Origin of the sequence: Dapis brunnea BLCC-M229 (genome assembly GCF_050015995.1) — a bacterium.
Classification (GTDB): Bacteria; Cyanobacteriota; Cyanobacteriia; order Cyanobacteriales; family Microcoleaceae; genus Trichodesmium.
In genome coordinates, this window is sequence record NZ_JBNHEP010000085.1 from 1 (window position 1) to 13,725 (window position 13,725).

The window sequence follows — 13,725 nt, forward strand, 5'->3', positions numbered from 1 at the left end:
AGCGATCGCTCCATATCTAGAGAATAAAAAGTAGGTTGCTTTGAGCTTAGTCTTTCCAGACTCTGGAAACTCTCTATTGCGTATAGAGCAATAGTGATGAATAAATTTTTGATTTTGAATTAATAAATTAGTTTCTCTTGATTTGTCTAGAGCGCTCCAAAATCTGGAGGAGGGAAAGTAGGTTGCTCTGAGCTGAGTCTTTCTAGACTCTTGAAACTCTACTATTGAGTGATAATATTTTTTTGATTTTGAATTAATAATTAGTTCCTCTTAATTTGTCTGGAGCGCTCCAAAATCTGGAGGAGGAAAAGTAGGTTGCTCTGAGCTTAGTCTTTCCAGAATCTTGAGACTTTACTATTGCGCAAAAAAAAATAGTGATGAATAAATTTTTAATTTGGAATTGAGAATTAGTTCCTCTTGATTTGTCTGGAGCGATCGCTCAATTTCTGGAGGAGGTAAAGTAGGTTGCTCTGAGTTTCGTCTTTCTAGACTCTTTAAATTCTACTATTGCGTATAGAGCAATAGTCTTTTCATTTGCTGAAGCTCCCGAAGGTGGATGGTGAAATTTTTCTGTTTCCCATGCGGATAGAGCAATAGTCATTTCATTTACTGAAGCTCCCGAAGGTGGATGGTGAAATTTTTCTGTTTCCCATGCGTATAGAGCAATAGTCATTTCATTTGCTGAAGCTTCCGGAGATGGATGGTGAAATTTTTCTGTTTCCCATGCGTATAGAGCAATAGTCATTTCATTTGCTGAAGCTTCCGGAGATGGATGGTGAAATTTTTCTGTTTCCCATGCGTATAGAGCAATAGTCTTTTCATGAAGCTCTCGGAGATGGATGGTGAAATTTTTCTGTTTCCCATGCGTATAGAGCAATAGTCTTTTCATTTGCTGAAGCTCCCGGAGTTGGATGGTGAAATTTTTTCCTTTTATTGCGTATAGAGCAATAGTCGTTTCATTTGCTGAAGCTCCCGGAGGCGGATGGTGAATTTTTTTCCTTTTATAGCAATGAGCGCTCAGGTATTTACAAGGCCCAGCTCAAAGTGCATTCTAGAAAAGGCCTACAAAAAATAATGTGTAAATATGCCAGCGCACATTGCTATATTGCGTATAGAGCAATAGTCGTTTCATTTGCTGAAGCTCCCGGAGATGGATGATGAAAATTATTTGGTTCTCATCTCTCCCCACCTTCCCTAAACTTCCCACACTCCCCACTCCCCTACTCCCTAATTCAAAATCGACCCTCCCATCATTTTCTGATACCGCCATTCCAACTCTTTCCTTAACAGAGGCCAACTATTCAGACTTTCATCCTTCTCCATCACCCGAAAAGCAGCACCCCGCGCTAACTCCAAAACCTCCTGATCTTCAACCAAACTCGCCAAAGCAAAATCCGGCAACCCCGACTGCTTAGTTCCCAAAACCTGACCAGGACCCCGCAAACGCATATCCATCTCTGAAATAAAAAATCCATCCTGAGACTGCTCCAAAACCTGCAAGCGTTCCACAGCATCCGTCGAACCTGCACCCCTCATCAACAAACAATAAGAGCGATGGACACCACGACCCACCCGTCCCCGCAACTGATGTAACTGAGATAAACCAAACCTTTCTGCATTTTCAATCAGCATTACCGTAGCATTTGGTACGTCTACCCCCACTTCCACCACAGTGGTAGAAACTAAAATCTGAGTTTTATTATCCCGAAAAGTACTAATAGCTTGGTCTTTTTCTGCACTACTCATTCTGCCATGTAGTAAACCTATTTGAAATTCTGGGAAAACTTTTTCTGCTAACTTTTGATGTTCTTCAACTGCGGATTTTACATCCAATTTTTCCGACTCTTCAACTAATGGTAAAACAACATAAACTTGTCTGCCTTGAACTATTTCTCGACGGATTAGATCGTAAGCTTTTTTACGCTGTCTCCCAGTCAAAGTTGTTGTTTGAATTGGTTGTCTTCCTGGTGGTAGTTCGTCTATTTGACTAACATCTAAATCTCCATGTAATGTCAAAGCTAAAGTTCTGGGAATGGGAGTAGCTGTCATTGCTAAAAAGTGTGGAGATTCACCTTTTTGTTGTAATTTTGCTCTTTGTTGGACTCCAAATCTGTGTTGTTCATCTATTACTACTAAGCCTAATTTATGAAAGTTGACTGTATCTTGAATTAGGGCATGAGTACCGACTAATACTGGTAATTCTCCAGTCTCAAGTTGAGAGTAAATCTCTCGACGTTTTGCTACTTTTGTGGAACCTGTTAATAATTCAACTGGCAAATGTAAGAGATTAAACCAACTAACTAATTTACGATAATGTTGTTCTGCTAATACTTCTGTTGGTGCCATTAAAGCAGCTTGATAACCAACTTGAATTGCTGCTAACATGGCGACTACTGCTACTACTGTTTTTCCAGCTCCTACATCTCCTTGTACTAATCTTTTCATTGGTTCGGGTTTTTGTAGGTCGCTGAGGATTTCATTGACTACTCTTTTTTGAGCTTTAGTTAATTGAAATGGCAGTAGTTCGTAGAATTTATTAATGAGTTTTCCTGTGATTGGTAAAGATATAGCTGTCTCTATTTTTTTTTGCAGTTGCCGACGTTTTAATAATCCTAATTGTAGGTAGAAAAATTCATCAAAAACTAAGCGACGACGGGCAGCAGCTAAACAATCTCTATCTATAGGAAAATGAATATTTTTAATGGCGTTTTTTAAATCTATTAATTGATATTTATTCAGAAGTGTTTCAGGCAATGTGTCAGGGATTTTTTCTGCTGTTGGTAAAGTTGTAAATACTGCTCGTCTCACAACATCTGCTCCTACTCCTTCTATTAAGGGATAAACTGGTACTAAACGACCAATTTTCATAGATTCAATTGTACCGCCTTCGCTATCAAGAACTTCTATTTCTGGGTTATCTAAATTTTTACCATATTTGTTTTCTTTAACTAAACCTGAAGCAGCGACTATTGCACCGACTGGATAGATTTTTTTTTGCAGCATTTGCCAACCTTTATTACTAAATCTAGGTCCGGCAAAAAAGCGACTGATTTTTATTTGACCTGTGGCATCTGTGAGGGTAAGTTCTAGAATAGTTAATTTCTTATTTTTAGGACTAGAAAAACAGTTGAACCTTTTAACTTTGCCAATTATAGTAACAGTTTCTCCCGGTTCTAAGTCACGAATATTTACTTGGCGAGCATAATCTATATGGTCTCTTGGGTAATAATAAAGTAATTCTCTAACTGTATATAGTCCTAATGTTGCTAGGCGATCGCTATTTTTAATTCCGATACCTTTTACATCTTTAAGTGGCTGTTGTAGTTCTAGATTATTGGTATATTTTTGTGGAAAGTTAGAATTATTTTTCTGTATTTTGGTAGTTATTGCTAATGGATGTACTTCTGGTATATTTTGCTCTTGTTCTTTTGTAGAGAAATACTGCATTTTATTTAAAAAATTCTGAGTTTTTTCTAGTAAAGATTGCCGTTCTTCTCTAGTCATTGCTGGATAACAAGCAAATTTTTTAGACAGTTCCTGAAATTGACTTTGATAAGCTTTTAATATTATTGGTTGTTTACTTAAACTAATACTCAAAAAGTCATTAAATATATATTGTTGGCCTTGTATATTTTTAAATCCACGTTCTGCTTCTACCAATAAAGCTTTTTTTAGTCTTTCCCAGTCTATGGTTTCTTTTTCATTATTCATGGCATTATAGGAATTTATAATTTCTAATTTAGAATTAGTGAATTAGTGAATTAAAGAATTAATAATTGGTAAATTAATCTGACAAAATGCAGAATTTATAATTAGTGAATTAAAAACTTTTTCAGTAAACCCTAATTAATTCTGAATTTATAAAAGATTCTAAATTGTAAATTCATATATAGCAGTCTTAAATAGGTTGTAACAACTCAAAAACTAGAAATAAATTCCGAAACTCTTGCCCATTGTCCATTGCTTATTCCCTATGCCCGAAAAGCGGTAAGATTTTTATACACAAATAAAATAGGATTCCTATAGATTGCAAATTCTCAATTCTAAATTCTCAATTCTCAATTATTTATTTAATCTTCATACCAACTAGACCGCCATGCTGACTCAGCTTCTATCACGGCTAATTCCCGTTGCTTTTTATTATATTCTCGTTGCAGTTGACTAAGCTGTCCTAAAAGACTACGGATTTTATTGCGCCAACCTGTGACATTAATATCAGTAAATTCTATTTCAGATAACCGTAGATTTATTGCTATAATTCGAGTAATTTTAGCATCATCATCATCTTCTAAATCTTCTGCTTCAATTAACAAATTTAATATATTAGGTTGCCCACCTACAGGAGTATCCCCTGATTCCATTTTTGTCGCAGCTTCTAAAACTTTTTCTGGTATTTTTTTCGGCAGTATTTCTGCTTTCTGAAGTATACAGTTTGTCTGATGAGAAAGTTTTTTGATAATTTCTGGTATTTGCTTTTCTATATTTTCTTGCCAAAGTCTTAATATGTTAATATTATCCAATTTATCAATAATATTTTCTGTCGAAATTTTGATTTTTTCTGCTTTAGTTTCATTGATGTTCTCTTCTACTTTATTTCCTACTTCTTTATCCTGAGAATCTGTTGTAGGTTGTGACGATATTTCAGTCGGAAATAATTCAGAAGAATCAAACTCTATAGCTTCTTTTTGGTCTTTTATTTTTGGTACTACTTCTTCCTTTTCCTTCTCTTCTTCATTCAGAAGACTCATCATTAATTCTGCTACAGAGGTATCATCCGACTTTTCTTGAGACTCTGGATCTTGGTTTAATAATTCTTGTAATTCTTGAAGTGCCAATTTAGACTTTTCTCGCAACTCTTCCTGCATTTTTTGTCGCTGAGAAAATGATAACTTCAGAAATTCTTCTGGATATCCCTGAGTACATATATAATAACTAGCAAAAATTAACTGTTGTCGCATCCCTTGCCCCAAAACTTGTAAATAGCCTTGATATTTACTATAAAGTTCTTTGGCAATATCAGCGATCGCCACTTCAATTCTTTGCAAATCTTGTCCTATTTTTTTGATTTCTCCCACTATAACCCAATTATATTTATACATCTAGAATTAAAAATCAAAAATAAACAGAATTATCTCTGCTATTTTTAATTTTTAATCGTTTTGATTGAATGTATTTAATCAATTATTTATGTAAACATTCAGCTAGCTTGTAGTCAGCTCATCCTGCGGAATGCTACGCAAACAGCTTTTTAATCAATGAAGCAAACATTAGTTTAACTTCTACTACATTTATATTTTCAACCAGAGAATTGAAGCATAAGAACAACGAATTTAAGTTATCAGCCCATACATATAATTCTGCGGGAAATGTAGATGTGTCTCAGAAGCTGATAGCTTATAGCTAATAGCTGACCACTTAATGCTTACTTATTTCTTTCCAGTTTGTGCTGCTACTTCTTCAGCAAAATTACTTTCTTGTTTCTCAATACCTTCTCCCAAAACAAACCTAATAAAACGACGTACTTGTACTTTTTCACCTAACTGAGCGGTAGTTTCTTTAATCAACTCTTCTACTGTCTTATTTTGGTCGCGGATAAAAGGTTGATCCATCAAAGTTAATTCTTTTAACCGCTTTTCTATTCGACCTTGAACTATTTTTTCCCTAATATTTTCCGGTTTATTGCTCAGGTCTTCTCTACCCATTTCTATAGATTTTTCACTTTCTACATATTCAGTCGGAATATCATCAACTGACACATATTTTACCTGTGGACAAGCAGCTATTTGCATAGCAACATTCTTGACTAATTCTTTGAATGCCTCATTCCGGGCAACAAAATCTGTCTGACAATTTACTTCTACTAAAACACCAATTCTGCCACCTGTATGAATATAACTCTCAACAAGTCCCTCTGCTGCTACTTTACCCTCAAGTTTTCCCGCAGAAGCAATACCTTTCTGTCTGAGCCATTCTGTAGCTTTATTAATATCCCCATCAGTTTCTTTTAGGGCTTTTTTACAGTCCATCATACCTGCGCCTGTTTGTTCGCGCAAATCTTTAACCAACTTTGCAGATATTTCCGCCATCTTTAATTTCCTTCCCAATTTTAGTTTTAGTACAATGTCATTATTTAGGAATTAATCATACTGTAGTTTCCTAATTTCAGATAGGCTTTTTAGAAATAATTTACGCTGTATTTTATCCCCAAAAATCCCACCTCTGCTACTCAACAATATTGCTGAAGTTTCTTATTCTTCTTCCTGATTTTCCTCTGATGATTCCTCTTGATTAGTATCATCTAAGTCAAAATCTCCTTCAGCTCCATCATAATCATCTTCATAATCTTCGTAATCTTCATAGTCTTCTTGATAGTCTGTTTCGAGTTGACCATGACGACCTTCATAAATAGCATCAGCCAACTTACCTAATATAAGTTTAATTGATCTAATCGCATCATCATTTGCTGGAATAGGAATATCTACTTGAGTAGGGTCACAATTTGTATCTAATAAGGATACAATAGGAATATCCAACTTTTGACATTCCTGAACAGCATTATACTCTCGTCGCTGATCCACCATAATTACCCCATCCGGGAGGCGACGCATATTTTTAATCCCACCCAGATATTTTTGTAGTTTAGCCATTTCACGACGAAGCACTGAAGCTTCTTTTTTCGGCAACAAATCTAGTGCCCCACTTTCCTCACGACGCTCCAGGTCTTTAAGTCGTTCTACACGAGTTTTAATAGTAGTCCAATTGGTTAACATTCCACCTAACCAGCGTTGGTTAATATAATAACCTCCACATCTCGTAGCTTCTTGAGCGATAATACCAGCAGCTTGACGCTTTGTACCAACAAATAAAAATTTTTTCCCTTGTTCTGAGGCCGTTCTAATATAATTGTAAGCCTCATCCATTAATTGAGCTGTTTGAACCAGGTCAATTATATGAACGCCATTACGCTCAGTAAAAATATACTGGGACATTCTTGGGTTCCAGCGACGGGTCTGATGCCCAAAGTGAACTCCTGACTCTAACAATTGAGCCAAACTAACAACTGGCATGATTTTATCTCCTATTCGGGTTAATCCTCCATCCAGGTGTATTCCCACAGATTAAAAATCTGTAGAACACCCGATTACCCAGATGTGCGATTTTTGACAACTTTTCCAGCATACCATATATATAGTAATCCGCGCATTGGTTGTGGCAAAATTCCATACTGAAAAAGCTTGGGAAAATTGAATATTTTACCATCAGTAAACAACTTAAATAGCCACTTAACTATTTTGAAAGAGCTGCAAAAATGATCGAATTTTCTGATGAAACTTTTGACTTGCAATCAAACATCTTCTACGGGGTTTTGCTCCGGGGAATTTGGGGCAAATTTCATAGAATTTATCAACCATTCCTCTTCTGGTATGGTAAATTTTGATTAATTTTCATCAAATATTCTCGAAATTTTTGAGAATATAGCAGTTATATTTAGTTTATGTAGAAAATCTGCATTAGATTTCTGCCAAAAATAAATCAAAACTCAAAGGTAATAAAAACTGACAATTTTTAACTGCAATTTATCTAATACAAAATCCGGTTATCAAAAGGTAATTTTCTCAATCCTTTCTCAGCCTTTTGCCCTAGATACTCCTGCCTCTTCCTCCATCTTTTTAATAGGTTGAATGAAACAAAGGTACAAGATTTAATAAGGAGTCAAAGTTTTATACTTTTTTGTAGTAGTAAGATTTAATTCTAGCTCAATTAATAAAGCTAGAATCGCACATAAAAGCAATAGCTGACGGCTGTTAGCTCCGCATTTCGCAGAAAATTATTACATTATTTGTAGATTTAACATCCTGTACAACTTTTCCTAAACTAGGAAATTTAAGGAGTTCTGAAAAGAACATTTTCAGCTTTATGGTGAGACACAGTTCTATTTTCCTAGAAAGTTGCACATCGCGTATATTTACTACTTAGCTATTAGCTATATGTTCTTTTCCCTGTTCCCTACTTATACCAATTTCATAAAATATTGCTACAGTCATGACACAGGGAATAGGGAATAGGGAACACTTAACTGGGAAAGAAAAAAAGAATCAAAAAAGAGGAAAAAATGTTTAATTTTTACAATTTATGGAATTTATAATTTTTTATTGTAGGAATAAATCACATGCTTAAGATGTAACTTCCTATGCATGAATTTGGTATTACACCATCAGTTAAATTAATTTTGCAGGTGCTAATCATAAATCGTAATAATTTTTGCTCCATCAAAACCCAAAAAACATATACTATTTTTTCCTTCTTCCTTCTTCCTTCTTCCTTCTTTCTTCTTGTTTATTTTAAGGATGTATTTGCCCTAGTATTATTTTTAAGCGGTCATAATCATCTCTCAACAAAACACTCATATTTCTACCTGCCTGAACTAACCAATTACGATCCGCTTTTCTCAGTTGATAAATTTCTCGAATAGTAGCTGCAACTAAAGCATCAACAGGAGCATTAACCAACTGTAATAATGTCCGCAAGAAATCTAATTTTTCACTAAACCTAATTATTTCCTCTGGTTCACATAAATAAACTGCCTGATGAATTTGAGGCGGACGAGGTGGAATATATTGATAAATTATGCCATTTTCTCCCTTAGAGCCATTCAAATTTTCTTGAGATAAAAAACCCACTATTGCTGCTCGAAACTCTGTCTTCAACATAGCAAAAATTTGCGGTTGTTGCTCCCGTAATTCAGGTAGAGACATTCCCAAAGCTCTAGCTCTATGTACTGAATCAATAGGCAAAGTAGTAGCATAATAAACCACCCCATAAATTATATTTCCTGATTGTTCATCTTGAGACTTTACCCAAGTACCAAAAGCAGGCATCATAGGAAAATCTAACTCTTCTGGTTCTAAACATTGAGCTAAAAATTCTGTAGTTGCTGTTTCTATCACTTCAGCTATGTAATTATTTTGGCGATTTGTATTAGCAAACTGTGGTAAAGGAAGACGCATAACTATTATTAAAATTAAAAGTTAAATTATTGCTCTAAATGAGGAAAAAGAATTTGAGGATTTTTTCCCAGTACCCTATTTCCTGCTCTGGTATTTCAATATTAATCATAATAAAAATTCGCCAGATTAGTTTTTACAGGGTTAATTAACTTTGAAAAATAATTTATAATTGCTATTATAATATTCACTCAAATTGCTGAGATAAACAAGTTGGATATTGTAGCTGACAGTTCATTAATTGATAATGGATAATGAATAATGGATAATTACCTCTGGTTAAAACCGTTCTTGATTTAAGATAAGGACATCACAATTTATTTTCTCTTGGTCGATTGGATATGGCGTTTCGGCTAAGAGCCGACATGAAAAGCGCAGCGGCTCTGAAAGAGCGGGAAACCTCGCCATCCCATCCTAACGGACTGCTCCGCAAACGACCGCTTTTTCTCCTTAAAAGGAGAGGCTTTAAACCGGATTGATTAATTATCAATTATCCATTGGTAACAGAAAAGTAGGAATAGGGAATAGAAAAAAATACTTTACCTAATTAATCATAGAACCAGTACAAATAGCAATATTAGGAATATTATTTAAGTTATGATATACTAGTATATTTTGAGGAAACAAGCAAGAGATAAAATTCAAATTGTCATAAATTATTCCTGATTACTATAAGCAGGTACGCAAAATTAATTACACATTTTTTCAGACTGAATCCCTTATATCAAATTAGGGTGGTTCATTCATTAATTATTATTATTAGGGTGCATCTCAATTTTGAATAAAGCCAAAAATTTATCGCTTTTAGGGAACAGGGAATAGGGAACAGGGAACAGAGAATATATAGGAAAAAAGTATTTTTGCAAATATGAGATGCACCCAATTATTACCTCTTCTTAAAAAGAAGATAATTGCTTAAAAGGAAATTTTTTCTCCTTGAAAAGAGAAGCTTTAAACCTTGATTTGTCGGTAAACAATTTTGTTTAGGTGTTTAGTAGACTTACAGAATAATATCTACACAACCACGGTCAAACAATTTTACAAAGAATAGGATTTTTTTCATTTCTATCAAACTGAGAAGCAAGATAACCCCGCCTAAATCAAGTCTCATTTCTTGTCTCCAAAAAACTAAAATAGGTGTTCATTAATGGATAATGGATAATGGATAATGGATAATGGATAATTACCTCTCCCTAAAACGGATTGGATTGATACGGAGCGTGAAAATTTTTTCTTCTCTTGGTCGAGGGATGGCGAGGTCTCCTCGCCATCCCATCCTGACGGAATGCTCCGCAAACGACCGCTTGTTTCTCCTTTAAAGAAGAGGCTTTAAACCTTAATTATTCGGTAATTGCTTAGGCAAAATTAATTACCTAATTTGATTCCTTAGTAAAAATTATAAGATTTGCTTTTCAGTTTTAGAGTATGTGTAATTAATTTTGCATGACTACTTAATATACAAAATATAGATTGGAAATTTCCAAAATAATAAAATAATCTAGATACTTAGAAGCCTTACCTTCCCTTATTCCGACTCCTGACTGCTATAATTTTGTAGCCAACTTTTTCCCAATTTTTTATTAGAGGGTAGAAATGCAGGAGTCAAAAATACTAATCTTTTTGCTGACTTCATAACTTATAACGGTTTTCATTAATATAGAATACAATTGTCAGGACTGTAAATTATTAAACTTCAAACATACCTGGTTTTCTCTGTAGTCTACCTTTGTGAAAACCGCTATAATTTAAGCATTGCTAATTTTAGGTCTGAAATTCCTGAATCATATCAGTAAAAATCATTAATTAAGTGCAAATCATATCTATTTCCCATCCTTGGGTCGGAAACAACTCCTTTCTATCTTCTAACTCCTGACTACTAACCCTTGAATTCTAAATACCCTTATTTTTTCTTGCGACCTGCCGTTGCATCTACTAACTCTAATTCTGATAATCTAAATGTTACTAATTTATCCCAATTTCCTCCTTCAAATAATACAGCCGCTTTACCATCACTTACTCGTTGAACTTGTCCTTGAAAACCATAGTAAGTGTCACCAATATTCTTAACTCTAACTGCTACACCAGGTAAAATCATTATTGATACTCCCATCAAATATTTGCTAAATTGTACTTTACACTCATTGGAAGTTTTTTAATTGTAATTATTTTGGCATTTATGACTTTTTCTTATGCCAAGGCAACAACAGAAACTCTAGCAGCAATTTTTTGAGCGATCGCCCGTAATTCTTGAGCAGATACAGAACCCGGATCGCCTACCACAATAGGTATACCAGAATCTCCGCCCTCTCTCACAGGCATTTCCAAAGGAACCCCACCAAGCAGAGGTACCCCTAATTCTTGTGCTGTTCTTTCACCACCACCAGAGCCAAAAATATCATACTTTTTCTCTGGCATATCTGGAGGTACAAAATAACTCATATTTTCCACTATCCCCAAAACAGAAACTCCCAACTGCTGGAACATTTTTAAACCTTTGCGCGAATCAAGTAATGCCACAGTTTGAGGAGTCGTGACAATTACCACCCCAGACATAGGAACAGCTTGAGCTAATGTTAATTGAGCATCACCAGTACCAGGAGGTAAATCTACCAATAAATAATCTAATTCACCCCATTGCACTTGGTACAAAAATTGTCGGATAATTCCATTCAACATAGGACCACGCCAAATCACTGGTTGATCCTTATCAATCAGGAAAGCCATAGAAACCAACTTTACCCCATGATTAAAAGCAGGTTCCAATACTTCCCCAGATTCTCCTTGTTGTACCATAACTTGAGCATCTGCTAGACCCAACATAGTCGGATCGTTAGGGCCATAAATATCAGCATCAATCAAGCCAACCTTAGCACCCATTTGAGCCAAAGCCACAGCTACATTTACTGCCACTGTGCTTTTACCAACGCCACCTTTGCCACTAGAAATAGCAATAATATTTTTCACTCCACCAATACCTTGGCGATCGGGTATAGCTTTCTGTTGAGGAGTCTCTGCTGTAACATCTACTATAACCTCCTCAACTCCAGGTAATTGCTTGACAGCTTTTTGGCAGTCTTCTACGATGAACTCCCGTAATGGACAAGCTGGGGTTGTCAAAACCAAAGTAAACTTGACTTGCCCATCTACAACGTTAATATTACGAATCATGTTTAGTTCTACCAAACTCTTACGCAGTTCAGGGTCTTCTACTGGTCGCAATACATCTAAAATTGATTTAGTATCAGGTATATTGGACATTTGATTTTCCTCTAAAATTTTTCTTAAGTTTCTCTTAAGATTATATAGCTTTAAGGACTCAGCATTCAGCTAACTTCCTAATTAGGAACTGCGTTACAAGTAAAAACTTTCTAGGTAAAGGATTTCAATTGTATTAATTTCGTAACACTTTTTTGCAGTGCTATAGTTGCCACTTGTCAACTGATAGAAACATTTAAGTACCTACACAAAATTAATTACATATTATTGACCAAAATTATCAGGCAGTTTTTTGAGATAGTAGAGGAAGCTTTTGCAGCTTTCTTAAGCATCAATTTCAATCTATTCATTGATATTAATAAATTTCCAGATAATTTCAATGAGTTTATGCTTAGGTGAGTAACTTGGTAGCCAAAATATCTCTAAATTTTTCCCTTTCCACTCTTCTAATTTTTCGATCATTTTATCCCTCATCTGGATTGGTGCTTAGTCCATCACTACTATAGTAAATTTAGTTAAATGTTCACTATTCTTTATCTAAAAAATTAATTACAATTTGACTATCAATTATTCCCTGATGTATTGCATAATTTAATTCGTTTTTACATCCCATTAATCCCAGAACATTCATTCTTTTACTTTGGCAACTATTGAAAGTTATCCTTTCTGATTTTTCTTGTCATCTGTAAGGAATCTTTAGCTACGAATCGAAAATCCAGTTTCATCTAAGATATCTTAAATCTATCTCTCGTTTTTTAGCTTTGTGTTTCAGTTCTTCTAGTCTAGGTATTTTCTTTTATACCAATTTCATAAAATATTGCTACAGTGGCTTTGTTCTTAGGAGTTAGCAGTCAGGAGTTCATTAATGGATAATGGATAATTGATAATTACCTCGGGTTTTAACCGTTACGGAATTGAATATAAGGAATATTTTCTTTTTTCAAGAGGAGATTGGATATGGGGAGGAGACCTCGCCATCCCATCCTGACGGAATGCTCCGCTTTCCGACTGCTCTCTTGGTCGATTGGATATGCCGAGGTCTCCTCGGTATCCCATCCTACGGACTTCTCCGCAAACGACCGCTTTTTCCCTTATCCAAGGGGAGGCTTCAAGGCGCGAATTATTTAATTATTAATTCTTGAATTACCTATTTGTAAGAATTTATAATATTTATTGGTAGTCCTGCATGGTAATGGTGAGGATATATATTTTTTAATTTCTCCGACACTCCCCATCCCCCCATCTCCCCATCCCCCCATCTCCCCATCTCCCTACACTCCCGATGCTTCCTTTACCATTACTATGCACCACCACCTATTTATTTTTTTGAGAGTTAAACTGTTTCATTTTTGACTAAAAACAGTTTTATAATGTATAGCAATTATCAAAAAAATGTCAATAATTCATAGATTAAATCAAAATCATCAAACTATTATCTATGTTGTCTGTTACATAATCCCTAGAGATTTTGACCAATAAATAATACCAATGATCATGCATTAAC

At 35.0% G+C, this 13,725-nt stretch carries 8 protein-coding genes and 1 pseudogene; all 9 read right to left on the minus strand.

The features are described from left to right. Positions 1-439 precede the first annotated feature (439 nt). Positions 440-889, minus strand: a complete 450-nt coding sequence (locus ACP6PM_RS09425) for a hypothetical protein (protein ID WP_426583965.1) — start codon at positions 887-889, stop codon at positions 440-442. A 338-nt stretch (positions 890-1,227) separates the two neighbouring features. Next, complete coding sequence (gene recG, locus ACP6PM_RS09430) at positions 1,228-3,711, minus strand: ATP-dependent DNA helicase RecG (RefSeq protein WP_426583967.1); 2,484 nt, start codon at positions 3,709-3,711, stop codon at positions 1,228-1,230. A gap of 359 nt (positions 3,712-4,070) precedes the next feature. After that, the gene (locus ACP6PM_RS09435; protein WP_426583969.1) at positions 4,071-5,099 is read right to left on the minus strand and encodes a hypothetical protein; all 1,029 of its coding nucleotides are present in this window, start codon (positions 5,097-5,099) and stop codon (positions 4,071-4,073) included. Positions 5,100-5,426: 327 nt separating this feature from the next. Continuing rightward, the gene (tsf, locus tag ACP6PM_RS09440) at positions 5,427-6,086 is read right to left on the minus strand and encodes a translation elongation factor Ts (RefSeq protein ID WP_426583971.1); all 660 of its coding nucleotides are present in this window, start codon (positions 6,084-6,086) and stop codon (positions 5,427-5,429) included. Positions 6,087-6,248: 162 nt separating this feature from the next. After that, positions 6,249-7,067 carry a 30S ribosomal protein S2 gene (rpsB, locus tag ACP6PM_RS09445; RefSeq protein ID WP_426583973.1) on the minus strand — a complete coding sequence of 273 codons (819 nt, stop codon included), beginning with the start codon at positions 7,065-7,067 and terminating at the stop codon, positions 6,249-6,251. 137 nt (positions 7,068-7,204) lie between these two features. Continuing rightward, positions 7,205-7,473, minus strand: a pseudogene (locus ACP6PM_RS09450) (IS630 family transposase); the annotation flags it as partial. 869 nt (positions 7,474-8,342) lie between these two features. Beyond that, positions 8,343-9,008, minus strand: a complete 666-nt coding sequence (locus ACP6PM_RS09455; protein ID WP_426583975.1) for an HAS-barrel domain-containing protein — start codon at positions 9,006-9,008, stop codon at positions 8,343-8,345. A 1,897-nt stretch (positions 9,009-10,905) separates the two neighbouring features. Then, positions 10,906-11,100 carry an NAD(P)H dehydrogenase subunit NdhS gene (locus ACP6PM_RS09460; RefSeq protein WP_094671245.1) on the minus strand — a complete coding sequence of 65 codons (195 nt, stop codon included), beginning with the start codon at positions 11,098-11,100 and terminating at the stop codon, positions 10,906-10,908. 92 nt (positions 11,101-11,192) lie between these two features. Next, positions 11,193-12,263 (minus strand): Mrp/NBP35 family ATP-binding protein, encoded by a 1,071-nt coding sequence (locus tag ACP6PM_RS09465; protein WP_426583977.1) that lies wholly within the window; start codon positions 12,261-12,263, stop codon positions 11,193-11,195. Between the last annotated feature and the right edge of the window lie 1,462 nt (positions 12,264-13,725).

Excerpts from the sequence above, each read along its gene's own strand:
- ACP6PM_RS09465 (WP_426583977.1), bottom strand. The coding sequence starts at position 12,263 with ATGTCCAATATACCTGATACTAAATCAATTTTAGATGTATTGCGACCA.
- ACP6PM_RS09435 (WP_426583969.1), bottom strand. The coding sequence starts at position 5,099 with ATGTATAAATATAATTGGGTTATAGTGGGAGAAATCAAAAAAATAGGA.
- ACP6PM_RS09425 (WP_426583965.1), bottom strand. The coding sequence starts at position 889 with ATGAAAAGACTATTGCTCTATACGCATGGGAAACAGAAAAATTTCACC.
- rpsB (WP_426583973.1), bottom strand. The coding sequence starts at position 7,067 with ATGCCAGTTGTTAGTTTGGCTCAATTGTTAGAGTCAGGAGTTCACTTT.
- tsf (WP_426583971.1), bottom strand. The coding sequence starts at position 6,086 with ATGGCGGAAATATCTGCAAAGTTGGTTAAAGATTTGCGCGAACAAACA.
- ACP6PM_RS09455 (WP_426583975.1), bottom strand. The coding sequence starts at position 9,008 with ATGCGTCTTCCTTTACCACAGTTTGCTAATACAAATCGCCAAAATAAT.
- ACP6PM_RS09460 (WP_094671245.1), bottom strand. The coding sequence starts at position 11,100 with ATGATTTTACCTGGTGTAGCAGTTAGAGTTAAGAATATTGGTGACACT.
- recG (WP_426583967.1), bottom strand. The coding sequence starts at position 3,711 with ATGAATAATGAAAAAGAAACCATAGACTGGGAAAGACTAAAAAAAGCT.